The organism is Homoserinimonas sp. A447, from assembly GCF_054489325.1.
The window spans coordinates 2,146,085-2,172,038 of sequence record NZ_JBTMWW010000001.1; the positions used below are offsets into that span (position 1 = coordinate 2,146,085).

At 66.3% G+C, this 25,954-nt stretch carries 27 protein-coding genes; 10 read left to right on the forward strand and 17 right to left on the reverse strand.

The features are described 5' to 3' along the window. Positions 1-144 precede the first annotated feature (144 nt). Both ACX3O0_RS10515 and ACX3O0_RS10520 read left to right on the forward strand, forming a co-directional pair. The gene (locus tag ACX3O0_RS10515) at positions 145-1,173 is read left to right on the forward strand and encodes an iron-containing redox enzyme family protein (protein ID WP_459107669.1); all 1,029 of its coding nucleotides are present in this window, start codon (positions 145-147) and stop codon (positions 1,171-1,173) included. Further along, positions 1,170-1,376, forward strand: coding sequence for a CDGSH iron-sulfur domain-containing protein (locus ACX3O0_RS10520; RefSeq protein WP_459107670.1), 207 nt, complete (start codon positions 1,170-1,172; stop codon positions 1,374-1,376). Before ACX3O0_RS10515 ends, ACX3O0_RS10520 begins: the two co-directional genes overlap by 4 nt. 60 nt (positions 1,377-1,436) lie before the next feature. On the opposite strand, the gene speB is transcribed toward ACX3O0_RS10520, so the two are convergent. Next, positions 1,437-2,447 carry an agmatinase gene (gene speB, locus ACX3O0_RS10525; RefSeq protein ID WP_459107671.1) on the reverse strand — a complete coding sequence of 337 codons (1,011 nt, stop codon included), beginning with the start codon at positions 2,445-2,447 and terminating at the stop codon, positions 1,437-1,439. 26 nt (positions 2,448-2,473) lie between these two features. Here speB and ACX3O0_RS10530 point away from each other — a divergent pair, with 26 nt between their 5' ends. The 4 genes from ACX3O0_RS10530 to ACX3O0_RS10545 all read left to right on the forward strand — a co-directional run bounded on the left by ACX3O0_RS10530 (position 2,474) and on the right by ACX3O0_RS10545 (position 5,645). Continuing rightward, entirely contained in the window at positions 2,474-3,331 is an 858-nt protein-coding gene (locus tag ACX3O0_RS10530; protein WP_459088644.1) for a spermidine synthase, read from the forward strand. 96 nt (positions 3,332-3,427) lie between these two features. Beyond that, positions 3,428-4,555 carry a PQQ-dependent sugar dehydrogenase gene (locus ACX3O0_RS10535; protein WP_459107672.1) on the forward strand — a complete coding sequence of 376 codons (1,128 nt, stop codon included), beginning with the start codon at positions 3,428-3,430 and terminating at the stop codon, positions 4,553-4,555. A gap of 29 nt (positions 4,556-4,584) precedes the next feature. Further along, entirely contained in the window at positions 4,585-5,097 is a 513-nt protein-coding gene (locus tag ACX3O0_RS10540) for a hypothetical protein (protein WP_459088648.1), read from the forward strand. Between the two features lie 89 nt (positions 5,098-5,186). Then, entirely contained in the window at positions 5,187-5,645 is a 459-nt protein-coding gene (locus ACX3O0_RS10545) for a SprT family zinc-dependent metalloprotease (protein ID WP_459107673.1), read from the forward strand. Positions 5,646-5,666: 21 nt separating this feature from the next. On the opposite strand, the gene ACX3O0_RS10550 is transcribed toward ACX3O0_RS10545, so the two are convergent. Beyond that, entirely contained in the window at positions 5,667-6,083 is a 417-nt protein-coding gene (locus tag ACX3O0_RS10550; RefSeq protein ID WP_459088652.1) for an SRPBCC family protein, read from the reverse strand. A 108-nt stretch (positions 6,084-6,191) separates the two neighbouring features. Between ACX3O0_RS10550 and ACX3O0_RS10555 the strand changes: the two genes are divergently transcribed. Beyond that, positions 6,192-6,764, forward strand: coding sequence for a CGNR zinc finger domain-containing protein (locus tag ACX3O0_RS10555; RefSeq protein ID WP_459088654.1), 573 nt, complete (start codon positions 6,192-6,194; stop codon positions 6,762-6,764). A 1-nt stretch (position 6,765) separates the two neighbouring features. Here the strand turns inward: ACX3O0_RS10555 and ACX3O0_RS10560 are convergent, their stop codons facing one another. The 14 genes from ACX3O0_RS10560 to ACX3O0_RS10625 all read right to left on the reverse strand — a co-directional run bounded on the left by ACX3O0_RS10560 (position 6,766) and on the right by ACX3O0_RS10625 (position 20,769). After that, on the reverse strand, positions 6,766-7,257 hold the full coding sequence (locus ACX3O0_RS10560; RefSeq protein ID WP_459107674.1) for a 2-phosphosulfolactate phosphatase: 492 nt from the start codon (positions 7,255-7,257) through the stop codon (positions 6,766-6,768). An 87-nt stretch (positions 7,258-7,344) separates the two neighbouring features. Continuing rightward, a complete protein-coding gene (locus ACX3O0_RS10565; RefSeq protein WP_459107675.1) occupies positions 7,345-8,829 on the reverse strand; it encodes an aldehyde dehydrogenase (NADP(+)) in 1,485 nt (494 codons plus the stop codon). Positions 8,830-8,971: 142 nt separating this feature from the next. After that, positions 8,972-9,973: a proline racemase family protein gene (locus tag ACX3O0_RS10570; RefSeq protein ID WP_459107676.1), complete on the reverse strand. Its 1,002-nt coding sequence runs from the start codon at positions 9,971-9,973 to the stop codon at positions 8,972-8,974. Between the two features lie 2 nt (positions 9,974-9,975). Then, entirely contained in the window at positions 9,976-10,896 is a 921-nt protein-coding gene (locus ACX3O0_RS10575; RefSeq protein WP_459107677.1) for a dihydrodipicolinate synthase family protein, read from the reverse strand. After that, positions 10,893-12,353, reverse strand: coding sequence for an FAD-dependent oxidoreductase (locus ACX3O0_RS10580; protein WP_459107678.1), 1,461 nt, complete (start codon positions 12,351-12,353; stop codon positions 10,893-10,895). The genes ACX3O0_RS10575 and ACX3O0_RS10580 overlap by 4 nt, the downstream gene beginning before the upstream one ends. Then, positions 12,350-12,691, reverse strand: a complete 342-nt coding sequence (locus ACX3O0_RS10585) for a (2Fe-2S)-binding protein (protein ID WP_459107679.1) — start codon at positions 12,689-12,691, stop codon at positions 12,350-12,352. Before ACX3O0_RS10585 ends, ACX3O0_RS10580 begins: the two co-directional genes overlap by 4 nt. Then, entirely contained in the window at positions 12,691-13,875 is a 1,185-nt protein-coding gene (locus tag ACX3O0_RS10590) for an NAD(P)/FAD-dependent oxidoreductase (protein ID WP_459107680.1), read from the reverse strand. Before ACX3O0_RS10590 ends, ACX3O0_RS10585 begins: the two co-directional genes overlap by 1 nt. A 155-nt stretch (positions 13,876-14,030) precedes the next feature. Next, complete coding sequence (locus tag ACX3O0_RS10595) at positions 14,031-14,741, reverse strand: ABC transporter ATP-binding protein (protein ID WP_459088670.1); 711 nt, start codon at positions 14,739-14,741, stop codon at positions 14,031-14,033. Next, the gene (locus tag ACX3O0_RS10600) at positions 14,728-15,522 is read right to left on the reverse strand and encodes an ABC transporter ATP-binding protein (RefSeq protein ID WP_459107681.1); all 795 of its coding nucleotides are present in this window, start codon (positions 15,520-15,522) and stop codon (positions 14,728-14,730) included. Before ACX3O0_RS10600 ends, ACX3O0_RS10595 begins: the two co-directional genes overlap by 14 nt. After that, the gene (locus ACX3O0_RS10605) at positions 15,519-16,577 is read right to left on the reverse strand and encodes a branched-chain amino acid ABC transporter permease (RefSeq protein WP_459107682.1); all 1,059 of its coding nucleotides are present in this window, start codon (positions 16,575-16,577) and stop codon (positions 15,519-15,521) included. The genes ACX3O0_RS10600 and ACX3O0_RS10605 overlap by 4 nt, the downstream gene beginning before the upstream one ends. 1 nt (position 16,578) lies before the next feature. Continuing rightward, complete coding sequence (locus ACX3O0_RS10610; RefSeq protein WP_459088674.1) at positions 16,579-17,472, reverse strand: branched-chain amino acid ABC transporter permease; 894 nt, start codon at positions 17,470-17,472, stop codon at positions 16,579-16,581. Positions 17,473-17,559: 87 nt separating this feature from the next. Further along, entirely contained in the window at positions 17,560-18,729 is a 1,170-nt protein-coding gene (locus tag ACX3O0_RS10615) for a branched-chain amino acid ABC transporter substrate-binding protein (RefSeq protein WP_459088676.1), read from the reverse strand. A gap of 119 nt (positions 18,730-18,848) precedes the next feature. After that, entirely contained in the window at positions 18,849-19,514 is a 666-nt protein-coding gene (locus ACX3O0_RS10620; RefSeq protein WP_459107683.1) for a GntR family transcriptional regulator, read from the reverse strand. Positions 19,515-19,656: 142 nt separating this feature from the next. Next, on the reverse strand, positions 19,657-20,769 hold the full coding sequence (locus ACX3O0_RS10625) for a mandelate racemase/muconate lactonizing enzyme family protein (RefSeq protein WP_459088680.1): 1,113 nt from the start codon (positions 20,767-20,769) through the stop codon (positions 19,657-19,659). A gap of 72 nt (positions 20,770-20,841) precedes the next feature. Here ACX3O0_RS10625 and ACX3O0_RS10630 point away from each other — a divergent pair, with 72 nt between their 5' ends. Beyond that, positions 20,842-21,849 (forward strand): proline racemase family protein, encoded by a 1,008-nt coding sequence (locus tag ACX3O0_RS10630; protein WP_459107684.1) that lies wholly within the window; start codon positions 20,842-20,844, stop codon positions 21,847-21,849. Continuing rightward, a complete protein-coding gene (locus ACX3O0_RS10635) occupies positions 21,846-22,772 on the forward strand; it encodes an ornithine cyclodeaminase family protein (RefSeq protein WP_459107685.1) in 927 nt (308 codons plus the stop codon). Before ACX3O0_RS10630 ends, ACX3O0_RS10635 begins: the two co-directional genes overlap by 4 nt. Here the strand turns inward: ACX3O0_RS10635 and ACX3O0_RS10640 are convergent. Further along, entirely contained in the window at positions 22,769-24,049 is a 1,281-nt protein-coding gene (locus ACX3O0_RS10640) for an alpha/beta fold hydrolase (RefSeq protein WP_459107686.1), read from the reverse strand. The two genes, ACX3O0_RS10635 and ACX3O0_RS10640, sit on opposite strands and share 4 nt — an antisense overlap. 327 nt (positions 24,050-24,376) lie before the next feature. Here ACX3O0_RS10640 and ACX3O0_RS10645 point away from each other — a divergent pair, with 327 nt between their 5' ends. Beyond that, a complete protein-coding gene (locus tag ACX3O0_RS10645) occupies positions 24,377-25,882 on the forward strand; it encodes a DEAD/DEAH box helicase (protein WP_459107687.1) in 1,506 nt (501 codons plus the stop codon). Positions 25,883-25,954 lie beyond the last annotated feature (72 nt).

Genomic DNA, 25,954 nt, shown 5'->3' on the forward strand with positions numbered 1-25,954 from the left:
GCCGAATTCGGCTATAAGACCGGGATAGTCACGTTCACAGTTCGCAAACTCACAGAAACCGCACAGCGAATCTGACAATACTCGCCGCACAGGCTCGGCGTGACGCGCAGGGCGATGGGTTGTGGACAGGCGGGAGACCCGATCGTGAGAATGCCGGAAGCCAGGGGCGCTGCCAGTGAAGCGGTGTTCGACCTGCTGCTCGGCGGCACGGAGACGTCGACGTTGGCAGCCGGCGATGCGGTGACGGATGCCTTGGCCGGAACCCGGGACATCCTCCGCGATGATGACCTGCAGCTTGCCCTCTTCGTGCTCTACGAACTGCATTACCGGGGAGTCGACGGGGTCGATGAAGGCTGGGAGTGGCACCCCGGCCTGCTCGGCGTTCGCCGGTTCATCGAGCACGCGTTCGAGACGAGGCTGCGGGAGGTCGTGCCGGTGCCCGAGACCCCTGAGCCGACGAGGCGGGCGGTCGCCGACGCACTGTTCACGCTCACCGAGACGGATGCCGGACCGAGCCTCTCCCGCTACGTCGCCAGGTCGGCAACCGACGAGCAATTGCACGAGTTCCTGATCCAGCGGTCCATCTACCAGCTGAAAGAAGCCGATCCGCACAGCTGGGCGATCCCCCGGCTGGAGGGCGTCGCCAAGGCAGCCCTGGTCGAGATCCAGTCGGACGAATACGGCGGCGGCCGCCCGGAGCGGGTGCACCAGACCATCTACCGCGGCACGATGGAGGCGCTCGGGCTCGACCCGGAGTACGGCGCCTACGCCAACCGGGTGTCGGCGATCACGTTCGCGTCGACCAACCTCATGTCACTCTTCGGACTGCACCGCAGACTGCGCGGAGCCATCGTCGGGCACCTCGCCGCGTACGAGATGACCTCCTCGATACCGTGCAAACTGGTCAGCGCCGGGTTCCAGCGAAACGGCTACGACGAGCGGGCGACCCACTACTTCGACGAACACGTCGAAGCGGATGCCGTGCACGAACAGATCGCCGGGCGGGACCTCGCCGGCGGGCTGGTCGAGGCAGACCCTCGACTACTCGGGGACGTGATGTTCGGGGCATCCGCCTGCCTCACCGTCGACGGCTGGATGGCAGGGCACATGCTCGAATCCTGGGAGCGCGGCGAGACCTCGCTGCGCCGGAGTGCGACGGCGGCTGCGGCATGACCAGCAGTTCTGTTCCGGTCAGTATTGAGGCGTGTCCGAATGGGCCGCTGCTCTTGCGTGGCGATTTCGAGCTGGTTGACGCCGACGGCGAAGCGATCGAACCGGGAAGGCGAACCATTGCGCTCTGCCGGTGCGGGATGTCATCGATCAAGCCGTTCTGCGACGGCACCCACAAGGCGACCGGGTTCCGTACGGACGACTAGATACGGTGGCGATGCCGCCTCGACAGGCTCGGCCGGTTTCGATACGCGCTGGCGCGCTACTCAACCCACAGAGTCGCGGTGCTTGTTCTTGTAGGCGAGGGCGCCGAGAGCCTCCCAGATCAGGCCGTGCGCATTGTTGACCGTGACATCCGCATGGTCATAGGCCGGCGCAACCTCCATCACGTCCATGGCGACCACATTGGTGTCGAGCACGATCTGGCGCACCACCCGAAGCAGGTCGATCGGGGCGAAACCGCCCGGTGCCGGCGTGCCGGTGGCAGGGGCGAACGCGGGGTCGAGAACGTCGATGTCTATAGAGAGGTAGATGACATCCGTTCCGTCGAGAGCCTCGGCGACGACATCCGCCATCACGTCCTTGACGCCACGCTCCCAGATCTCCTGCATCGGGTGGTGGCGGAGGCCGTTGTCGCGCATCCACTTCTGATCCTCTTCGCCCGGCCAGTAACCGCGCAGCCCGACCTGGATGAAGTTGTGGCCGGGAATCGCACCCGACTCGATCAGCCGGCGCATCGGGCTGCCGTGGCTCGCCAGGTTGCCGCGCAGGTTCTCCGCCGTGTCGGCATGCGCGTCGAAGTGGATCATGCCGACATTGCCGAAACCGTGGTGCTCGGCGACGGCCGTAGCGGCAGGCCAGGTGACCGAGTGGTCGCCGCCGAGGATGATCGGGATGATGCCGCGGCTGGCCACCTCGGCGACCCGCTGGTGCATCGCCGCGCGCGACAGCTCCCACATGCCGTGGGTGACGATCGCGTCGCCGTAGTCGATCACCTCGAGATTCTCGAAGATCTCGATGCCGAGGTCGAGGTGGTAGGTACCCGGGTCGTAGGCGTTCGCGCGGAGGGCGCGGGGGCCGAAGCGAGCGCCCGGGCGGTTGGTGGTGCTGTCGTCCCACGGGCATCCGACGATCGCAACATCGGGCCGCCAGTCATCGAGCTGCTCGGGTTCGGTCAGGAGGGGGCGCATCCCGAACGTTGCCGGCCCCATATAAGAGGAGGCGTCGAGTTGGGCCTGCATGCCGGGTGCTACGTCCCGCTTCGGTGGGTTCGTCATCCGTTTAGTGTGGCAGGGTCGTAGGCATGAGCGAGAACCCGTCGATTGTGCTGAAGAACAGCGGGTACCGCGCCGTCATCGAACCGGATCGGTGGAGCCGAGGCAGCTACACGCTCATCGTCGACGGCACGCCGCAATCACACGTCAACGTCGACGACCCTTCGCAACTGTTCTTCGAATACGTGCAGCGCATCGGACACGTGATCGACCAGCTGCCGGATGGCCCGATCACCGCGGTGCACCTGGGTGCCGGCGCGCTCACCCTCCCCCGCTACGTCGAAGCGACCAGGCCCGGCTCGCGGCAGCAGGTCGTCGAACTGGAGAGTGACCTGGTCGACTTCGTTCGCGAGCACCTGCCCTGGTCGCGGACTGCACCCATCCGGGTCAGGCACGGAGACGCGCGTGCGGTGCTCGAGAAATTTCCGGCCGGGCTGCGGGGTGCCGTCGACCTGCTGGTCGTCGATGTGTTCGGCGGCGCGCGAATCCCCGCGCACGTGACCAGCCTCGAGTTCTACACGGCAGCCGCGGCCATGCTCGCGCCGGGCGGCGTGGTCTGCGTCAACATCGCCGACGGGCCGGGCCTGGAATTCGCCCGAAGTCAGGCGGCAACCCTGCTGGCGGCGACCGGGCATGCTGCGGCTCTCGCCGAGACGCAGATCCTCAAGGGTCGGCGCTTCGGCAACGTGGTGCTCGTCGGCTCTGCGACTGCGCTCCCCCTCGAATGGATGCCGCGTCTGCTGGCCGGCGGACCGCATCCGGCCAAGCTGGTGTCCGGTGCCGAGCTGGTCTCCTGGATCGCCGGCGCACCGGTGGCGACAGATGCCACGGCCATCCCGTCGCCGCCTCCGTCGAAGAGCATCTTCCAGGTGAACCGCCGCGACTGATCCCCCTAGTGCCCGTTCCGGAGAATAGTGCCCCGCGGAACGGACGCAATACTCCGGAACGGGCACTTTCGCGGGCGCATCCGGAATGATGGATGCATGCGCGGGAGGAGTGTGCGGGTCGGGGTAGTGGTGGCGGCGATGCTCGCGGTGGCCGGATGCGGCACGACGCCGAGTGCACCGACCGCGCCGTTGCCGGGCCCGACCTCGCCGCCCCCGACCAACACCGCGCAGGTGCAGCCGGACGGCACCCCCACGGTCATTGCCTCGGGGTTGGATGCACCGTGGTCGGTGGTGCGGCTGGCGAACGGGTCCGCGCTGATCAGTGAGCGCGACACTGCGCTCATCAAGGAGCTGACCCCGGATGGTGAGGTGCGCGACGTCGGCACGATCGCCGGTGTGCAACCGCGCGGAGAAGGCGGCCTGCTCGGCATCGACGTACTCGAAAGCGGCGAAGGCCTGTGGCTTTACGCCTACTTCACGTCCGACTCCGACAACCGCATTGTGCGGATGCCGGTGGAGGGCGAGGCCGGATCGCTCAGCCTGGGGGAGGCATCCGTCGTTCTCAGCGGAATCGCGAAGGCAGGGAACCACAACGGCGGGCGCATCAAGTTCGGACCGGACGGCATGCTCTACGCGACCTCCGGCGATGCGGGGGACGCGTCCAGCTCGCAGGACCCGGAGTCGCTGAACGGCAAGATCCTGCGAATGACACCGGAGGGGGCCGCGCCGGCAGACAACCCGACGCCGGGCTCGCTCGTCTACTCGCTCGGGCATCGCAACCCGCAGGGGATCGCCTGGGATGATACCGGCCGGCTGTGGGCGGCCGAGTTCGGGCAGAACACCTGGGACGAGCTCAATGTGATCCAGCCCAGCCATAACTACGGCTGGCCGGAGGTCGAGGGGGCTGCGGGCGTCACCGGGTTCGATGACCCGGTCTACCAGTGGTCGACCGCTGAGGCGAGCCCGAGCGGCCTCGCCTACGTCGACAACACCTTCTTCCTCGCGGCCCTGCGCGGGCAGGCGCTCTGGGCGATCTACCCGGTCGACACGAGGGTGGATGCCGTGGCCTGGTTCACTGCGGAGTACGGCAGGCTGCGCGACGCCATCCCCGGCCCGGACGGCACCCTCTGGGTGCTGACCAACAACACCGATGGCCGAGGGAACCCGGTACCGGATGACGACAAGCTGCTCGAGATACGGCTGGTGGAGCAGGTCACGGGTTAACCTGAGACAGTAACGGATCGGGGCAGTACGTGAGCATCATCGTGGGCTATGACCCAATCACCCTTCGGGAGAAGGTCGACCTGCGGGCTGCAGGCGAGCGCCTCGACGAGATCGGTGTGCAACGCAACACCGAGGCCCTCAACGAGAAGGTGACCCTGCTTCGCCTGGTCGGCCGGCTGGACGAGGCCTGGGACATGGCGAATGATGCGCTGCGTCAGGCCCGGTTCTCGGGGGATCGGCAGGAACTCTGCCTGGCGCGCATCCGCCGCGCCCAGGTGCAGCACTATTTGGGCAAGCTCGATCCGGCGCTGATCGAGCTGACGTCCTGCGTCGATGAGGCGCGCGGCCATGACTGGGCGGGGGCCGAGGCTGCAGCCCTCCACGCCCGGGGTCTCGTCTATTTCGACCAGGAGGAGCTGAAGTCGGCGCTGCTCGACTTTCGTACCGCCGTGACCATCCGCGTGCGCATCGGCGCCGCGGCGGACCAGGTCGACGCCTCGATGGTCGCCATCGCGATCGCGGAGTCGTTCCTGGTCGCGTGACCACTCCTCCCCCGCCTGGTCCTGTGAGAGTTCGTGTCGTCCTGCGCCGTCTCAGGCTGAGCGTCGGCGCCGCCGGTTAGGGTCGTTTCGTGGCTGAGTTGATGCGAGTGAGGCGGTGGGCGGATGCCCTGATCGCGCTCCACCTGGACCCCACCGAGTGGTCATTCGGTTTCGACAACGCGAAAACCCGTGCGGGCCTCTGCAACTACACCCGCAAGCGCATCACGGTGTCCCGCTACCTGGCGGACCGCTTCGAGGATGACGAGATCCACCAGGTCCTGCTGCATGAGGTAGCGCACGCCCTGGCCGGTGCCAGGGCCGGGCACGGTCCGCAGTGGAAGGCGATCGCCCGGGAGATCGGCTACGTCGGCAAGCGAACCCATGACGGGCAAGTGGCCACCGAGTTTGCGCCCTGGGTCGGCACCTGCCCGGCCGGTCACGTGCACTACCGCTATCGCAGGCCAGCGCGGGCGTTGTCGTGCGGGAAGTGCTCCCGGCGTTTCGACACGGCCAACGCCATCCGCTGGGAGAACCGGCGGGCTGCGTAAGCGTTGAGATGCTTCCTGGCGCTAGTAGCCTTCGACCGCCCTGGCCAGTTCGTCGACAACGTTCTTCCAGTGGCCGAGCATCATGTGACGCTCCCCCCGATCGGCCAGCTGCTCGTGATGGAAGGCAATCGTGGTTCCAGTGGCCGCCTCCTTCACCGTGACCTGCAGCAGTGTGTCGTGCGGCCAGTCATCCGGATGCCAGGTCAACCGCAGCTTGCGTCCCGGGGTGACGGTGCGAACCTCGCCACGCACGCCGTCATCCGTCTGATAATGGAAGCCCTTCTCAAGGTCGAGCTTCGTGTTGCCCAACCACAGCGCAAGACCGTCGCTGACCAGGTAGTCCCAGACGACCGCAAGTGGCACTGCCACCGTCTTTCGCACCCCGACCTCCCAGCCGGCGTCTTTGGTCAAACCAACCCGGTCACCCTTCGCATCCATGAGACCAACTGTATTCGCTGCGCTCAGCACCCAAGTGCAACCATTCGAGGTAAAGCTCGGCCGTATGGGGCTGTTGGGGCGGCATCCGTAACCAGCTACCTTGGTTACATGGATTCTGCTGACCGCTCCCACCGATCGACCGGCCAGTGGCTGAACTCGGACAGCGGCACCCGCTGGTGGTTCGACTCGGGTTCCGTCAGCCTCGACTTCGGCTACGCCTCATTCATCAACCCGGCCGACCTGGCAGAGTGGCTCGGCCAGCGGTTCTCCCGGGTCGACGATTCGGCGACCGACCGAGAGCTGAAAGACGCCGAGGCGCTTGGGGACGCCATCGCGCGGGTGGCGATCGCGCGCACCCGAGAAATGTCGGCGACGCCGGAAGACGTGGACGTGATCAACCTCTACGCCGCCACGCCGGACATTCCGCCCGCCCTCACCGGCGGACGCCGACAGGCGGGCGCCGGGAAGGTGCGGGTCGCACAGGCGCTCGCCTCGGTGGCGCGGGACGCCGTCGACCTGTTCGGGGAGCGCGGTGCCGGGCGCATCCGCAGTTGCGCCGCAGCGGACTGCGCGATGGTGTTCTACGACGACTCGCGCTCCGAGAACCGCCGGTGGTGTTCGATGCAGCGCTGCGGGAACCGGGCAAAGGTTCGGGCGTACAGGGCGCGTGTGGCTGGGTAGGTCACTGGCGGAAGACGGGCACCTCGTCGACCGGGTCGAGGTCGGGCATCCGCATGCCGAGTGCCATGCCTGATTCTGAGGCGCTGATGAGGTGCGCGGCTCCCCGGCAGAGGCTGGTGTACGCGGCGCACGCTGCTGCGGCCTCCGGCGAGCAGTAGTCGATCCCCACGGCGGCGAGGGCGTCAATGACGGCGCCAGCACCCAGGAGGTCTTCGACGGCAAACCGCAGACTGCCGTCACTGCGCTTCTCGCCCGCGGCAATCACCGCGACGGTGAACCGGTCGCCGCGCTCCCCTTGCTGGGACAGCACCCACTCGGCAACTGCAGCAGAGTTGCGGATGCCTCCCGCGACGACCAGGGGGAGAGACGGCAGCTCCCGCGGCGTGGCGGGCTGCTCATCGACCCAGATGATGACATCCGCGCCGTCGCCCACCGCCGTCGCACCAGAGGTTCCCCAGTCGAAGCGAACCTGGTACTGGGCCTGCGGAGTCATGGGACCAGATTACCGGCGAAGGGCCTCGACGAGCTCGGCTGGTCTCGACGGGCTCGACCCGCTTGAGTTGCGCGACCCGCTTGAGGGTTACACGCGGGAGCCCCAGCTCCTGGAGACGCCCGCCGGGTTGCGCTGCTGCGGAACACCCCACGGGTTGTCGTCGCGCAGTGGCGGCGGCAACAGGTCCTGCGGCGCGCCCTGATAGGCGACAGGTCGCAGGAAGCGTCCGATCGCGGCGCTGCCGACCGAGGTGCTGGAGTCGTTGGTTGTTGCCGGCCACGGCCCGCCGTGTTGCATCGCCGGGGTGACGGCGACACCGGTCGGCCAACCCCCGAACAGCACGCGGCCGGTGCTCTGGGTGAGCCACCACACCAGCTCACGCAGCTCCGGGGTGTTCTCTCCGTCGGCGGCGTGCACCGTGCCGGTGAGGTTGCCCTGGAACAGTTCGACTGCCAGCGGCGCAAGCTCAGCCTCATCGTCGTACTCGACCAGCACCGAGAGCGGCCCGAAAGCCTCGTCGAGCAGTGTCTCGTGGTGTTCACGGAGCACGGATGCCGGCACACTGACGATGGTCGGCGTCGCCCAGCCGTTGCCATCCTCATCGACGCGGACGTCGCCCTCAGCGATCACGGTGACGCCCGGCGTCGACAGGATCGCGTCGCGCCGACCGCGGTAGCCGGCAGTGATGCCCGGGTTCAGCAGGCGGTGCTCGTTCACCACCGAAGCGGCGGATGCGATGCGCTCGGCGAGCGCGTTCTGCCCCGGCACGAACAGGAATCCCGGCTTGGTGCACAGCTGGCCGGCCGACCCGGCAACACTGGTCACGAACCCGTCCACGATGGCGTCGGCCGAGGCCGCGAGTCCCGCGCGAGTGACGAAGGCCGGGTTGACGCTCCCGAGCTCCCCGTAGAACGGGATCGGGGTGGGTCGCGCTGCTGCGATGTCTGCGAGCATCCGCCCTACCCGGATCGAACCGGTGAAGCTGCCCGCCTTGATGCGCGGGTCCTTCAGCATGTCGACCCCGGCCTGCTGCCCGGAGATCAGCTGGAGCACGCCCTCGGGCGCTCCGGCGGCGACCAGGGCATCCGAGACCACCTTCGCGGTTTCCACCGAGAGGCGCGGATGCCCGGAGTGGGCCTTGACGATGACCGGGCACCCGGCCGCGAGAGCAGCCGCCGTGTCACCTCCGGCGACCGAGAAGGCGAACGGGAAGTTGCTGGCAGCGAAATTCAGCACCGGTCCGACCGGGATGCGGTAGCGGCGGACATCCGGGCGCACGCCGAGCGCGAAGTCGGAGTCGGCCTCGTCGATGCGCACGTCGAGGTACTCGCCGTCGATGACGGTTTCAGCGAAAAGCTTGAGCTGCACCGCCGTGCGGTTCAGCTCGCCGGTGAGGCGTGCCTCGGCGAGCCCGGTCTCCTCCATCGCGGTGGCGACGAGGGATTCCCTGGCGGCGGTGAGCGCATCCGCGGCCGCGACCAGGGCGGTAGCCCGCTGCTGAGGCGTGGTGGTCGCCCACAGGGGGGCGATTTCGGCTGCGCGGGCCGCTATGCGGTTCAGGTCTTGGGACATTTTCGTGGTGCTCCTTAGTTACTTCGACAAGCTCAGTTGGTCTCGACAAGCTCGACCCGCTTATTTGCTCAGTTGGTCTCGACAAGCTCGACCCGCCTGACGGCTCGGTCCGCTTCAGGGTCTCAACCCGCAGAAATATCAGCTAGAACTGGAAGCCGGTGGGGAACGGGTCGGACGGGTCGAGCAGGTATTGTCCGATTCCGGTCACCCAGGCGCGGCCGGTGATGGTCGGCACGACAGCTGGGATGCCCGCGACGGTGGTTTCGCGCACCAGGCGTCCAGTGAAGCGCGAACCGATGAACGACTCGTTGATGAAGTCCTGGTCGAGCGGAAGTTCGCCGCGCGCCCACAGCTCAGCCATGCGGGCGGAGGTGCCGGTGCCGCAGGGCGAGCGGTCGAACCAGCCGGGGTAGATGGCCATGGCGTGGCGGGAGTACTCGGCGGTCGACCCTGGCGCGATAAACTCGACGTGATGGCAGTGGTCGAGTCCCTCGATCTCCGGATGCTGCGGCGGATTGGTGGTGTTGATCGCCTCCATGATCGCGAGGCCCGCCGACAGGATCTCCTGCTGGTTGTCGCGATCGAAGTCAAGGCCGACGGCATCCAGGTCGACCATGGCGTAGAAGTTTCCGCCGAACGCCAGGCTGTACGGGATGGTGCCGTAGCCCGGAACGTCCACCGTGTCATCCAGCCGGACGCTGTAGGAGGGAACGTTCTCGATCGTCACCGAGTCTGCGTGGCCGTCGCTGACCGCCACCCGCGCGATGACCAGACCGGCCGGGGTGTCCAGGCGGATGGTGGTCACCGGCTCGACGACCGGAACCATGCCGGTCTCCACCAGCACCGTCGCCACACCGATCGTTCCGTGACCGCACATCGGCAGGCATCCGGAGACCTCGATGTAGACGACGCCCCAGTCGCAGTCGTCGCGTGTCGGCGCCTGCAGGATCGCACCGCTCATGGCGGCGTGTCCGCGCGGTTCGTTCATCAGGAACAACCGGATGTCATCCAGGTGCTCCATGAAGTAGAGGCGCTTCTCGTTCATGGTGGCGCCAGGGATGACCCCCACACCGCCGGTGATGACCCGTGTGGGCATCCCCTCGGTGTGGGAGTCAACCGCTGTGTACATCCGGCTGGAACGCATGCTTAGACCTTACGGCTCGCGATGTAGTCGAGTGCCTTCTTGGTGTCCGCGGTCACCTGGGCGTGCTGCTCAGGGCTGAGCGGGCCACGCGGCGGACGGGTGACGCCACCGTAGGTCTGGCCGGTCAGGTCCATGGACAGCTTGATGGCCTGCACGAACTCGATCTTGGTGTCCCAGCGGAACACGGTGATCAACTGCTCGTAGATCTCGAACGCCCCGGCGATGTCTCCCGCCTTGACGAGATCGTAGATTGCGACGGCCTCCTTGGGGAAAGCGTTCGGGTAGCCGGCAAACCAACCCTGGGCGCCCACGACGAGCGACTCGAACAGCAGGTCGTCGGTGCCGCAGATGATGTCGATGTCGCACAGTTCACGAATGGCGAGGATGCGGCGGATGTCCCCGGAGAACTCCTTGATGGCCACAACTTCCGGGATCTCGGCCAGACGGGCGATGAGCTCTGGCGTGAGGTCGATCTTGGTCGAGAACGGGTTGTTGTAGGCCATGATGGGCAGCCCCACTTCGGCCACCTTCGCGAAGTGCTCGACGATCTCGTCGTCGTTCGACTTGTAAATCGTCGGGGGGAGAAGCAGGAGGCCGTCTGCGCCGTCCTCCTTCGCGTACTCTGCCCACTTCTTCGCGGCGTGCCAGCCGGTGCCGTGCACGCCGGCAATGACGATTCCGCGGCCATTCACTGCCTTGACGGCAACCTGGATGACCTTGCGGCGCTCCTCATCGGTGAGTGCTTCGTACTCGCCGAGCGATCCGTTGGGGCCGACGCCGCGGCATCCGTTGTTCATCAGGAAGTCGACGTGCTCGGCGAACTTGTCGTAGTCGACGGCGAGGCCGGCCGGAGCGGACGGGTCTTCCTTGAACGGGAGGGTCGTCGCGACGACGACTCCGCCGAGGTCAAAATTCTTGCTCATGGTTTTTCCTTTCGTGGAGCCTTCACTGGCTGCCGTGTGGTGGTTTGTTGGGTAGTGGAAGTGCGGATGGGGGCGCTGGCCAGTTCGCCGATGCGGATCGGAACCGCGATCGGGCGCCGGTCGCTCACGGTGCCGTCGCTGAGTGCGGATCCGGGAGCCTGCTGCGCGAGGAGATGCTCGATGGTGCGGCCGCAGATGCGGCCCTGGCAGATTCCGAGCCCAGCGCGGGTGCTCAGTTTCAGCGACCGAAGGGACTGCGAGTCTGTGGCCGCGGCCGCTGAGCAGAGGCTCCCGTAGTCGACTTCTTCGCAGCGGCACACGATGGTTTCCGCCGTCAGCCAGGCCGGCCAGCCGCGTTTGATGCCGTGGGCGGCTTCAATGCGGGCGGCGAACCGGGAGAAGACGGTGCGCCTGCGTTCGAGCGCCGGGTTGGTGCCGGACGCTCCTGCAGCGTAGTGACCGGCGATGGCACCTTCGGCCAGGGCGAGGTCCACCCCGCCGATGCTGGTGAGTTCGCCGGCCGCGTACACGTTCGGGATGGTGGTCTGCTGACGCCTGTCCACCCGGACGAACCGGTCGGCGTCGAGCTCGCACCCGACGGCGAGCGCCAGTTCGAGGCGTGGCGTGAATGCGTGGCTGACGCACACCGCATCGACGGCGATGGTCTTCTCGGTTCCGGGAATCGGCACCCAGTCGCGGTCGAGCTTTGCGGTGGTCACCGACTCGACGTGGGTGGTGCCGTGTGCAGCGATCACTGTTCGCCCGAGCAGATACGGGATGCGGTGCCTCAGGTGCCCGGCGAGGTATCCGGCCAGTTCCCATCCCTTGCCTGCAGCGGGGAGCAGCTGCCACGCCCGCGGCAGCCATCCGCGCACCAGCGCAGCGGTTCGATTGGCCTCCATGACAGCGACGACCCGGGAGCCGGTGGCGGCCAGCGATGCTGCCACCGGAAGGAGGAACGGTCCGGCTCCGGCCACGACAACACGCTGACCCACGGCGAGACGTTCCCCCTTGGCGAGTGCCTGGGCGGCGCCTGCGGTGAAGACGCCTGGCAGGTCCCAGCCCGGGAACGGCAGGGTGCGGTCGTGGGCGCCGGTGGCGAGCACGATGGCATCCGGCTGGAACGACACGCGTTCCCGGCCGTGGCCGTCCGGCTCGCCGAGCACCGCGTGCACTGTCGGGCGCTCACCTGCGTCGATCGCCCACACGTGCGCGCCGAGGACGATCTCGCATCCCGGGTCAGCGATCAGTTCGGTGGCCAGTGCCTGGAAGCGCGACCATCCGTGGTGCAGTTGTGCTTCCTTGCGCGCCGGGCGGTTCGGCGGGAGGTGTCGCCAGAACTGTCCGCCCAGGGAGTCTGAGCTGTCGAGGAGCACGACGTCAGCGCCGGCGGCCCTGGCCGAGCGGGCGGCGGCAAGACCCCCGGGGCCCGCGCCGATCACGAGTACCCGGGTCATCCTGCGTCACCCCCTGGAAGCGGATGTTCGGGCAGCGGATGCTGCTGAGTCGTCACGACGTCGCCATCCTTCGCCCTGCGCTGGCAGGCGCGGACATCCTCGACACCGTTGACGACCACCAGGCAGTCGAAACAGACGCCGATTCCGCAAAAGACCCCGCGCGGCCGGTCGTGCGCTGAGGTGCGACGGAAGCCCAGGCAGCCTCCGGCGAGCAGGACGCCGGCGATGCTCTGTCCGGCGACTCCGTGCACTTCGGACCCGTCGACTGTGATGACCACCGGGGTCGGCTCCGATGGCTGGATCGGGTCGGCCGCGAAGGGGAGCAGTCTCGCGGCCACTACGCGGCCTCACCGAGGTGCGCCGCGAGGCTCGCCCGGGCGGGCGAGTACGGCGCGACATCGAGCTCCGGTGCAGTGCCGGTCATCATTGCGGCGATAAGACTGCCGGTGACCGGCGCGAGGCCGATGCCCGCACCCTCGTGACCGGTCGCGTGCCAGAGGCCGGGCAACCGGTGGTCTGGACCGACCAGCGGGAGGTGATCGGGCATGAACGGCCTGAAGCCGCCATACGCGCGGATCACCTGGTGGGCGGCGAGGAATGGGAACAGCCTGAGCGCCTTGGCGGCGATCTCTGCCATCACCTCGGGTCGCATGGACGCGTCGAAGCCGATCTGCTGCCTGGAGGAACCGATCAGCACGGTTCCGGATGCCGTCGATTCGACGACACTGGACGTCTGCAGGGCGGCGTCATCCGACCCCACCGCACCGACATAGTCGGCGTCGTAGACCTTGTGGAAGATGCGGTGCCTCATCCTGGAGGTCACCAGCACGACGCCTCGGCGGGGGTGCACCGGCAGCATGACGCCGAGCGTCTGTGCCACCGTGCCCGACCATGGTCCAGCGGCGATCACCACGGCATCCGCCCGGAATTCGCCAGCCTCGGTGGTTACTCCAACCAGCGCGCCGTCGCGGCTCAGCAACGGCCCCGTGACTCTGGCGTTCTGCACCAGCCGAGCACCACGGCGCCTGGCTGATGCCAGCAGTGCTTCGGCCACGACCACCGGGTTCACCTGGGAGTCCTGCGGGTAGAAGACGGCTGCCGTGATGGTGGGGTTGAGCTCGGGCTCCAGCGCCAGCGCATCCGCGATGGACAGTTCTTCGGCCAGTACTCCGGAGCCGCGCTGGCGGGTGGCGAAGGCGATTAGCGGCGCGGCGCCGGCATCCGTCGTCGCGACGACCAGGCCACCCTTCTGCTCGTACTCGATGGCGGGGAAGTCCGGCCCCAGTTCTTCGGCGAGCTCAGCCGACAGCTCGGGCCACCGGGCGGATGCGCGTAGCGCCATCTCCAGTTCGGCTCCGGGCCCCTTGTCGGAGACGAGGAGGTTGCCTTCGCCGCTGGCGGTCGTTCCGGAGACCGCTGTGGTGCGATCGATGATGGTGACCGCCAGCCCGGCGCCGGCGAGGGAGCGGGCGCAGGATGCGCCGACGATTCCGGCGCCGATGACAAGCACGCTGTTCATCATGTGGCCCCCGCTCCTCCTCGTGAATGGATAATATGTAACATACTACAGGGCGGGAGCCTGGACAAGCTCGGCTGGTTTCGACCCTTCGACAGGCTCAGGGCAGGCCTCGCTTCGCTCGCTCGACCCGCTTAAGCACGCTCAGAGAGCGAATCTTGTCAGGCGCCGAGGTAGGCGTCGATGATCCTGGGGTCCGAGATCAGCTCGGAGGCCTGGCCCTCGAGGGTGGTAGCGCCATCCTCGATCACGTAGGCCCGGTCGGTGACCTTCAGCGCGGCACGGGCATTCTGTTCGACCAGCAGCACCGTCGTGCCCTCGTCGCGGATGTCGCTGATCACCTGCATGACCTGCGCCACGATCAGGGGAGCAAGTCCCATCGACGGCTCATCGAGCATCAGCATCTTGGGACCGGCGATCAGGGCGCGACCGATGGCGAGCATCTGCTGCTCACCTCCGGAGAGCGTTCCACCCTGCTGGCCTTTGCGCTGCTCGAGCAGCGGCAGCAGCTCATAGACGTGCTTGATGCGCTTGGCGATCAGCGCACGATCCTTCACCAGGTAGCCGCCCAGCTGCAGGTTCTCGAACACCGTGAGGGTGCTGAAGATGCGGCGTCCCTCTGGGACGTGGATCAGGCCGGAGCCCACGACGTCCCACGGCTTCGCCTTGGTGATGTCGGCTCCGTTGAAGCTGATCGATCCGGTCTGCGCACTGACCAGCGCGGATGCCGTGGACAGCGTCGTCGTCTTGCCCGCCCCATTGTTACCGAGAAGGGCGACGATCTCACCCTCCTCGACGCGGATGCTCAGCCCACGGAGTGCCTGCACCTTGCCATAGAAAACCTCGACGTTGTCGAACTCAAGCATCGCCATCTGCCCGCACCTCCTCGTCTTCGTCCTTGCCCAGGTAGGCCTCGATCACGGCGGGATTCGCCTTCACCTCGGCGGGAGTGCCATCCGCAATCTCCTTGCCGAAGTTCATGACGACGATGCGCTCTGAGACCTCCATGACCAGCCCCATGTCGTGCTCGATCAGCACGATTGCCGTTCCCAGGTCGCGGATGCGCCGGCACAGCTCGAGAAGGGACTGCTTCTCGTTGTGGTTGAGCCCGGCAGCCGGTTCGTCGAGCAGCAGCAGCCCGGACTTGCGGGCCAGTGCCCTGGCGATCTCAACCTGCTTCTGCTGGCCGTACGACAGGTTGCGGATCGGAACGCCGCGCTCCCCCTTGAACCCGACGAAGTCGAGCCAGTGGTGGGCTTCCTCGGTGTACAACGCCTCACTGCGCTTGAAGCGCGGAGTGTGGAAGATGGCGTCGAGGAAGTTCTGCCCGCCGTAGAGGTGCATTCCGGCGCGGACGTTGTCGAGCACCGTCATGTCGTGGAAGAGCCGCAGGTTCTGGAAGGTGCGCGAGACCCCGGCCTGGGCGATATCCGCCGGACGCTTGCCGGTGATGTCGACCCCGCCCAGCGTCACGCGGCCTCCGGTCGGCTTGTAGAAACCGGTGATGCAGTTGAAGGCCGAAGTCTTCCCCGCACCGTTGGGACCGATGACGGCGATGATCTCGCGTGCGTTGGCGCTGAAGGTGAGGCCGTCGACGGCCTTGACGCCGCCGAACGCGATCTGCAGGTCTTCGACCACGAGTACGGCGCTCATCGGGTCAGTCCATTCTGGATCGCGGTGTTGTCGCGTTTCAGCTTCGTCCGCTCAGCCTCGGAGGCGTGTGGCGGCCAGAACCCCTGCGGGCGGAACACCATCACGACAACCAGGAGGATGCCGAAGAGGAGGTAGCGGTACTCGGAGAAGTCGCGGAGCAGTTCGGGTAGCAGGCTGATGACCAGCGCGCCGATCACCACCCCCTTCATGTTGCCCATTCCGCCGAGCACCACGGCCATCAGCACGAGGGCCGACTGCAGGAAGAGGAAGCTCATCGGGGAGACCGCGGTGAGGTGGGACGCGAACAGGATGCCACCGAAGCCTCCCCAGACTGCGCCGAAGATGTAGGCGAGCAGTTTCACCTTGTAGGTGTGGATGCCCATCGCCTCGGCGGCGTCCTCGTCTTCCTTCACGAACTTCCAGGCCCGGCCGAGGCGCGACTTGCCCAGACGGGCGGCGGCCAGCACCAGGCCGGCGACCACGATGACGGTGAAGTAGTAGAAGATCACCGGATGCTGGAAATCGATGTTGCCGATCTTCAGGATTCCGGGGATGCCGAAGATCCCGGATGGGCCGCCGGTGATCGTGAGGTTGTTGGCCGTGATCCGGGTGATCTCTCCGAAGCCCAGTGTGACGATCGCCAGGTAGTCGCTACGCAGTCGCAGCGTCGGCGCACCGATGATGAGCCCGGCCAGGATGGTCATCACGATGACCGCCGGCAGGGTGAACAGCACCGGTAACTCGAACATCTTCGACAGGATCCCCGCGGTGTACGCGCCCACTGCCAGGAAGGCGATGTACCCGAGGTCCAGGAGCCCGCAGTAACCGACGACGATGTTCAGTCCGGCAGCCAGCACGACGAAGATCGCTGCGGTGGTCATCACGTTCAATGCGTACGGCGTGGCGATGATGAACGGCATGATCAGGGCGATCGCGAGGGCGGCCCAGCCGATGTGCTTGTTCTCGAAGATGCGGGTCATCCAGACGCCGACACTGCCCTTCTTCTCGGGCGGCCGGTTGGTCACGATGCTCGCGGTCTTGTCTTCCATCGTCATCTCAGACACGCTCCGTCACTCGTTCGCCGAGAATTCCCGTTGGTCGCAGTGTGAGGAAGAGGATCAGCACCGCGAACGCGAAGGCGTCCCGCCACTGCCCACCGACCAGCTGTGAACCGAAGGCCTCCACGAGCCCCAGCACCAGCCCACCGAGCATGGCTCCGCGGATGTTGCCGATGCCGCCGATCACGGCCGCAGTGAACGCCTTGAGGCCGATGATGAACCCCATGAGGAAGTCGATCTTGCCGTAGTAGGCACCAGCCATGACGCCGGCTGCCCCGGCAAGGGCGGAACCGATGAAGAAGGTACGACTGATCACCGAGTTGATGTTGACCCCCATCAGCAGGGAGCCCTTCATGTCGAGCGAGATCGACCGCATGGCCCGCCCCGTCGAGGTTTTCCTGATGTAGCGGTCGAGCGCGAACATCAGCACCGCCGCGATCACCATGAGGATCATCTGGGGCAGGGTGACGCGGGCGCCGAGGACCATGATGATGTCGCCGTCGAGTCGAATCGGGAACCCTCGCGGGTTCGGGCTCGCGATGGCGGCCACGCCGTACTCCAGGGCGAAGGATGCGCCGACCGCAGTGATGAGTACGGCTAATCGTGGCGCTCCGCGCAGGGGTCGATAGGCCAGCTTTTCGACGATGACACCGATGGTGCCGGTGAGCAGCATGCTGACCATCATCACGATGATGAGCGCGAACAGGCCCAGCGAGGTGGCGAAGCCGCCCAGCGAAGTGAGGATCGCGTAGCCGATGAATGCGCCGACCATGTAGATGTCGCCGTGCGCGAAGTTCAGAAGTTTGATGATGCCGTAGACCATGCTGTAACCCAGCGCGATCAGGGCATAGAACGAGCCGACGAACAGTCCGTCCCAGATGATTTGTGCCATAGCAGCCTGCTCCGTCGCAGAGAATCACGGCGTGACGCCGTGGCCGGTTCAGGTTTCGCCGGCCACGGCGTTACACCTCAGGTGGGTTTACTGCAGGTCGTCGAAGAGGACGAAGTCGCTGTTCTCCATGACCAGGATGACGAATCCGCCGCTGGCCAGGGTGTGCTCAGGCGTGAACGAGAGCGGCCCGGAGAACGCGTCGAACCCTTCCGTCGCCTCGAGAGCCGCGATGACATCATCCGTCGCCGTGCTGCCTGCCGACTCGATGGCGGCGGCGGCAAGGCGGACTGCGTCATAGGACTGGGTCGAGTACGGCTTCGGCTCCTCGCCGAACGCTGCCTCGTAATCCTCGATCCAGCTCTCCGCGCCCTCGATGGTGTTCGGGGTTGGCGTCATGGTGGCGTAGACGCCCTCAGCAGCAGCTCCGGCGATCTCCGCCAGGGTGCTGTCGGCGCTTCCGTCGGCGACCATGATGTCGCCCTCATAGCCAGCCTTGCGAAGCTGGTCGGTGATCAGGCCACCCTCCTGGTAGTAGCCGGTCCAGTAGACCATTTCCGCACCGGAGCCCACGATGTCCCGCACCACTGACGAGTAGTCGCTCTCACCGGCGTTCACCGAGGTGTTGAGAACGACCTCAGCTGCGCCGTCTTCGGTGATCTGCTTCTCGGTCTCGGTGGTGATGTCGACAGAGTAGGAGGTGTTGTCGTCAACCAGTGCGACCGTCGCGTAGCCCTGCTTCTTGATGAAGTCGAGCGCCGCGGTGGACTGCTGCAGGCCGGTGCCGTTGATCAGGAACACGGACTTGAGGCCCTCGTTGACGAGGTCCTGCGAGTTGGCGGCCGGGATGATCATCGGCACGCCGGCCTTGTCGAAGATCGGCAGCGTCGGAAGCGTGGCTCCCGAGCAGTAGCCGCCGACTGAGACAACGACCTCGCTGGAGACCAGCTTGTTCGCACTGGCGACAGCCTGCTGCGCGTCACACGCACCGTCGGCGACAACCAGTTCGAGCATCCGGCCGTCGAGCACGCCGCCGGCCTCATTGATCTCGTCTACGGCCATCTGGGCACCGTTGGACATGCTCGCGCCGGTGGGCGCACTACTGCCCGAGGTTGGCACGATCATTCCGATCTTGATGGTGCCGGTGTCATCGCCACCCTCGTCGCCGCCGCCAAGCAAACCGCCGCTACAGGCTGACGTCGTGAGTATTACCGCTGTGGCAATGCCGAGCATTACCCCCGCGCGCTTTGCGAGCTTCATTTTCTGCCTCTCCGTTGATGGTGAAAATGTGCATATTCCAGCGGCTGTGTCCGCGTCCTTGCACGTCCGGTACAATATTACATACTACAAAGCTGGGGGCAAGCGCCGTTATTGGCCCGTTATTCGGCCTCCGGGCCCCACCAGCTCAACACGTGGGCGAAGTGCGTTGCGACCAGCTTCTCCAACTGTTCGCCATCGCCCTGTTCCATGAGATCGAGCATTTCGTGGTGCTCCCGGCCAGACTTGCTGAGCTCGGGAGTGTTCGTCATCTTGGCCAGGCGTACCATCCTGGTCTGCGAGCGCAACTCCTTGACCATGGACACCAGTCGAGAGTTTCCGTGCAGCGCAAGCAGGCCCAAGTGGAAATCCCGGTCAGCTTCGAGAAAGGCGGTCAGGTTGCCAGCATCCGCATGCTCGCTGATCCGATCCGCCATCCGACGCCACGTTGGCATGTCCTCCTCGGAGATGGTGCCGGCCAGGGAGGCCATGATGGGAGCCTCCAGCATTGTTCGCACCTCGAGAATCTCCTCGAAATCGCGCTTGCTGACCTCGGTGACCCGAAAGCCCTTGTTCGGCACCGAGCGCACGAAGCCGCGCTGCTCCAGATCGAGGACCGCCTCGCGAACCGGTGTGGCTGAGACACCGAACTCTGCGGCCAAGCCCGGGACCGACACCATAGTGCCCGGAGCGAGCTCGCCCGAGACGATGGCGGCGGCCAGCGACGCACCGATCTGGTCGCGGAGGCTCGCGGACTTCTCCACTCTCTGGATGGATGAGACAGCCATAGTTCTCCTACCGGGGTGTGCCGAGCGCCAGAAACCATTGGCTCGCACTGTGCTTTATAGTATGTGCCATACTGCCGGGTCGGTGGTTAGCCGCGACCAATGGTGCGAGCGGCAGTACGGATGCGTTCTTGCACCGTGACCGTCACGCCGCGCCCTCCGACACCGTGAAGACGGCTTCGAGGTCGTCTGCGTTGACCTCGATGCCCAGCCCGGGCGCCGTTGGAGCCGATCCACGACCGCCGACGGACCGCGGGTTGTAACCGGCGACGTGCCCATCGGTCCAGTCGTTCATGAACGACGCGTTCTGGAAATTCTCCGGGCGCGTGCTCGCAGCCAGGTGGCTGACGGCGGCCGTGACGATGTCGCCGCCCCACGAGTCCTCGACCGAGATCATCATGTCGAGATCCTGCATGAGGTCGCGCATTCGTGCCGCCTGGGTGAGCCCTCCAACGCGGCTGATCTTAATGTTGATCGACACGGCGCCCGCAACGTTCTTGGCGTGGAACACGTCCTGCGGGGTGAGGATCGATTCGTCGAGAACGAGCGGCAGCGACGAGTGCCGCATCGCGAAGATTGAGTCTTCTGTGCTTCGGCACGGTTGTTCGATGAACACCGGCAGGTCGGCCATCTCCCGCACCGCGACCTGCGCTGCACGCAGGTTCCAGCCGCCGTTGGAGTCGGCGACAATCAGGGTGTCCCGATCGGCCACCTCGACCACGGCGCGCGTCCTTGCCGCATCCTCGTGCGGGTCGTTGCCCACTTTCAGCTGAAAACGGTGGATGCCGGCGGCCTGACGTTCCGAGACGAAGGCGGCCATGGCATCCGGAGCCCTCAGCGGGACCGCCTCATACAGCGGGAAGTCGTCCTGCAGCACACCGCCGAGGAGCACCGAGACGGGCAGGTCCGCTGCCTTGCCGAGCAGGTCCCAGCAGGCCACGTCGATGGCCGCCTTCGCATACCCGCCACCCAGCAGGGTGTCGTTCATCGTGCGCTGGACGGCGGACAGGTTGGTGGGATCCACACCGATCAGCCGGGGCGCGAGTGTGCGAAGAGCGGCGCGCACCTCGCGCCAATGCGTCGGCAGGTACAGGTCGCCGAGGGGTGTAACCTCGCCCCAGCCCTCTATCCCCTCATCGGTGCGCACCCGCACGAGCGTGCCGACCTCGGAGGTCGCCGCGCGGTTGCCCGACATGACGTATTCCCCATGGGCATAGTGCAATTCGTAGCCGAAGCAGTCGATGGCCGTGATCTTCATTAATCCCAAACCTTTCTTTGCCGGCCCGCCGCTGGCGGGACCAGTCGTGCGGGCATCGGGTACCATTCTAATATGTGGCATATTACTGATGCGATAGCGGCGACCGACTTTCACACCGCCGGTGAACCATTCCGAATCGTCACTGACGGGTTTCCCCAATTGGGCGGCAACACCGTCGCCGAGCGTCGCATCCTAGCTGCCTCCTCCCCCGAATTCGACGCCGTGCGGCAACTGCTCTGCCAGGAACCACGCGGCCACGCCGACATGTACGGCGGCTTCATCATGCCGCCAGACAACGAAGGCGCGGACTTCGGGGTGCTGTTCTGGCACAAGGACGGCTATTCAACCGCCTGCGGACACGGCACCATCGCGCTCGGGGTCTGGGCAGTGCAGACCGGTCGCGTCACGGCAGACCCCGACGGCGTCACTCCGGTGACCATCGATGTGCCGTCGGGTCGGGTGACCGCGTACGTGCACAGCAGCGGAGGCACCGTGACACACGTCGTCTTCGAGAACGTTGAGAGCTACGCCATCGTGCGCGACATTGAGGTGGCCACCTCCCGCGGCACGGTGAAGGCTGACCTCAGCTACAGCGGGGCCATCTACGCGTCTGTCGACGCAGCATCCGTCGGCCTGGCCGTCACCCCTGAGCACTACACCGACCTCATCGCCATCGGCCGCGAAGTGAAGTGGGCACTCAATGAGTCCGAGTGGGCGAAGCATCCGATAGACGACCGCCTCAGCGGGGTCTACGGCACCATCCTCTTCGACGACCTCGGGGACACCACCGACGGCCCCCACCAGCGCAACGTAACCGTCTTCGCCGACGGCGAAGTCGACCGCTCCCCTTGCGGATCAGGCACCGGGGCACGGCTCGCCCTCCTCGCCGACTCCGGGCGGATGCGCGAAGGCCTCACTCTCACCCATGACTCGATCGTCGACACCCGCTTCCTCGGACGCATCCGCGTCGCGGAGGGCGGCATCATCCCGGAGGTGGAGGGCATGGCCTACGCAACCGGAACCCACTCATTCACCCTCGATCAGGCCGACCCGGTCGGAACAGGATTCGTACTCAGATGAACACTCCCAACATTCCCTGGATCTCAGCGGAAGAGGTCTACTCCCGCGTCAGCTTCGCCGACGCCGTCGCCGCGTACCACCGCGACCTGCGTGCCGGAGTCGACCCGTCGAAGGACCTCCCGAAGCACATCGACAACACCACCAACGGCCAGGTACTGCTCATGCCGACCCAGAACTCCGAGTTCCTCGGCGTCAAGGTGGTCACCGTAGCGCCGGCCAACCCGGAGAAGGGCCTGGAACGGATTCAGGGACACTACCTGCTGTTCGACACCGCGACACTCTCACCGGTTGCCATCATGGACGGCGTCGCGCTCACCACGCTCCGCACGCCTGCCGTGTCAGCGGCCGCTGCCGACCTGCTAGCCGCCGAGACCTGCGACCACCTGCTCATCTTCGGCTACGGCCCGCAGGCGTGGGGCCACGTTGAAGCGCTTCGTGCCATCCGCGACATCAAGCGCGTCACCCTGGTCGGTCGCAACCGCGAACGCGCCCAGGTGCTCGCCGACCAGATCACCGAAAGCGGGATACCCGCCACCGTCGGGTCAGCCGATGACGTGCGGGATGCCGACATCATCGTCGCCGCGACCACCGCCCGCGAGCCCCTGTTCGACGGCTCGCTGGTGCCCGACGACGCCTGTGTGATCGCCGTGGGAAGTCACGAACCGGATGCCCGCGAACTGGACACCCAACTTATCGTGCGGTCCCAGGTGATCGTCGAAGACCGGAAACACGTGATGATCGAGGGTGGCGACGTGATCATGCCGATCAACGAAGGAGCGATCACCATCGACCATGTGGCCTCCATCCGCGACCTCGTTGTCGGCGACGTTGCGGTCGACCGCAGCCGGCCGCGAGTGTTCAAGAGCTCTGGCATGCCGTGGGAAGACCTGGTGGTCGCAGCAGAGGTCTACCGGCGCGGCTAGAGCACCCCTCCGCGTTCGGCGACGGTGTCAATGAGCCTGCGCACGATGGTGGCATCCTGCCGGATGCCGTCGTGCTCGAACTCGTTGGTAATCCAGAGGCGGCTGTTGCCGAGCGCGCGCTCGGTCTCGAGCGAGTAGCCCAGGTCGACGTACATGTCGTCGAAGTAACCGATCGCTGCGACCGGAACCTCGTTCACCGCGAGCCGCTCAGGGTCGTACAGCGTCGTGTAGTCGTCGTACTCGGCCAGGGCGTTCGCTGCGGCGGCGAACGGGCGTAGCGAACGGATCTCCTCCATCATCCAGGGGAACATCATCTCTCCGGTGAACACCAACGGGCGGGCCGCTGGGCCGAATACCGGGAATTCGGCACGGATGCGATCCGCCGACCACCCGGTAGCGCCGTTGCCGTTCCCGTAGATGCTCTCCTGCAACACCACGAACAGCGGATTGTCGGCATAGCTGGTCTTCTGCATGACCTGCTCGAGGAAGGTATCGCTGAGCGCTCCGTCGACGATCGCCTCGTCGAACAGCCAGTGCATGCGCTCGAAGCCCGGCCCCATCCCGAAGTCGATACCCAGCGTTTGCATGCGGCGAACGGTCAGGAGATCACCATCCGGCAAGCGGATGTCGTCGCCAGCGATGAGGTCGGCCACCCTTCCGATCACCTCGGCGTCGGCAGGGAAGCGCCGGTAGAACTCCGCGGCCTTCGCCGCCACCCGTGGATAGGTGTGGCGGTACACGTCGTCAGCCGACGGGTCGATGCTGGTGAGCCCTCCGGCCACATAGCATGCGTCCAGTGCTCCCGGATGCGCTGACAGGTACGCCAGCGTGATGAACCCGCCGTAACTCTGGCCGAGCGTCTGCCACTTCACTCCGCCGAAAACCGTGCGACGCAGGTGCTCCAGGTCGGCCACGATCGAATCGGCCCGGAAGCACAGCAGGTGGGCAACAGCATCCGCGGTGGACATCGCCGCAATCGCGGACCCCTGCACGCGAGAACTGCGGCCGGTGCCACGCTGGTCGACCAGCACCACCCGGTGAGTCTTCACGGCATCCGCCAGCCACCCTTCCCCAGGCATTGGCCGCGGTGACTTGCCACCGGGCCCACCCTGCAGGAACACCAGGATCGGAAGCTTCTCACGCCGCTTCGCCAGGTCGACGACCTCCCGCGCGAACACCTCGATGACCCGGCCATCATCCGGCGAAGACCAGTCGAGGGGCACAGTGACCGTGTGATCGATGACGTGCATTCCGGGGATGGTGTATTCCACTTTCACGATGCCGTCCTACTCCGAGATTCCCAAGGCGCGTGGTGCGCAGAGGGGTTAGTACAGTGTGACATTTTACCGGCTGCCTCGCCTCAGCTGAGCAGATGTCTGGCCGTTACTGCTACGCTAGGGCTACTTGTGAATCCATCGTTGGGTTCCCTGCGTCGTAGAACGCGTCTTCGCCCATTCGGGCCGATCATCTTTCTCACGGCGAACGGATGTGGCCATTGCCACCTTCGCCACTCTCACCGGATCTCGACAAGCTCGATCAGCGAGAACAAGCCTGATCAGCACTGTCGTCCGCCGGTAATGATGCCCGAAAGGCACCACCCCTTAATGTCTGAAACAACCTTCGGCGCGCTCGGCGTGCCCACCCCGCTGGTCAACGCCCTCACCGCGAGCGGCATCACCAGCGCCTTCCCCATCCAGGTCGACACCCTGCCGGACACCCTGGCCGGGCGCGACGTGCTCGGCCGCGGAAAGACCGGCTCGGGCAAGACCCTGGCCTTCTCCATCCCTATGGCTGCGCGCCTCGGCGGCAAGCTGGCCGGCGGCCAGCGTCGCTCCGGACGCCCGCTCGGACTGATCCTTGCCCCGACCCGTGAACTCGCGACCCAGATCGCCACTGCACTCGAGCCGCTGGCATCCGCCTACGGCCTGAAGAGCACCACCATCTTCGGTGGCGTCTCCCAGCAGCGCCAGGTTGCCGCCCTGAAGGCAGGCGTCGACATCGTCGTGGCCTGCCCCGGCCGGCTCGAAGACCTGATGAAGCAGGGCTTCGTCTCGCTCGATGCCGTCGAGATCACCGTGCTGGACGAGGCCGACCACATGGCCGACCTCGGCTTCCTGCCGGTCGTCACGCGCATCCTCGACAAGACGCCGACCAACGGCCAGCGCCTGCTGTTCAGCGCGACGCTGGACAATGGTGTCGACAAGATCGTGAAGCGTTTCCTCCACAACGAGGTGATGCACTCCGTCGATGACGAGAACTCGCACGTCTCCGACATGACCCACCACCTGTTCGAGATCGACAGTGTCGAAGCCAAGCGCCAGCTGGTCGAGAGCCTCGCCTCCGGAACCGGCCGCCGCATCCTGTTCATGCGCACCAAGCACCACGCCAAGAAACTGGCCAGGCAACTGACGGATGCCGGAATCCCGGCCGTCGACCTGCACGGCAACCTGTCCCAGCCGCAGCGTGACCGCAACCTGGCCGCGTTCTCCGCCGGTGACGCCAAGGTGCTGGTGGCCACGGATGTCGCAGCGCGCGGCGTGCACGTCGACAACATCGAACTGGTCATCCACGTCGACCCGCCGGCCGAGCACAAGGCGTACCTGCACCGCAGTGGCCGCACCGCCCGGGCCGGCAGCGCCGGCGACGTGGTCACCATCATGCTCCCAACCCAGAAGAAGGACACCCTGGCGCTGCTGCGCAAGGCCGCGATCGATGTGTCGCCGCAGCGCGTCACCGCGACATCGGATGCCGTGATCGCCCTGATCGGTCAGGTCGCCGCGTACGTCAAGCCTTCCCCGAAGGCCGCGACGCAGCACGGCGGAGGGCAGTCCACCGGCGCCAACGCCCAGCGCAAGCACGCCGCACGCGGCGCAGGCTCAGGCGCACCGCGCCGCGACCGTTCGGGGCGTCCGGCACGCGCCGGTTCTGGCTCCGGGGCAAGCGACTCGGCACGCGCCGGTGGCCGTGCCGGGCAGCCGCGCACGGGTGGCCGTTCGGCCTCCAGCGGTAACTCCTCGCGCAACTACAGCACCTCGAGCTACAGCACTTCCAGCTCGACCGCGGCCCCGGCCGGCGGCGAGCGCCGCTCAGGGCGTCGCGCCCAGGGCTAGCCCCGACTCAGCAACAACGCCCGGACATCAGGTTCTCGACCTGGAGTCCGGGCGTTCTGCGTCGCATCAGCG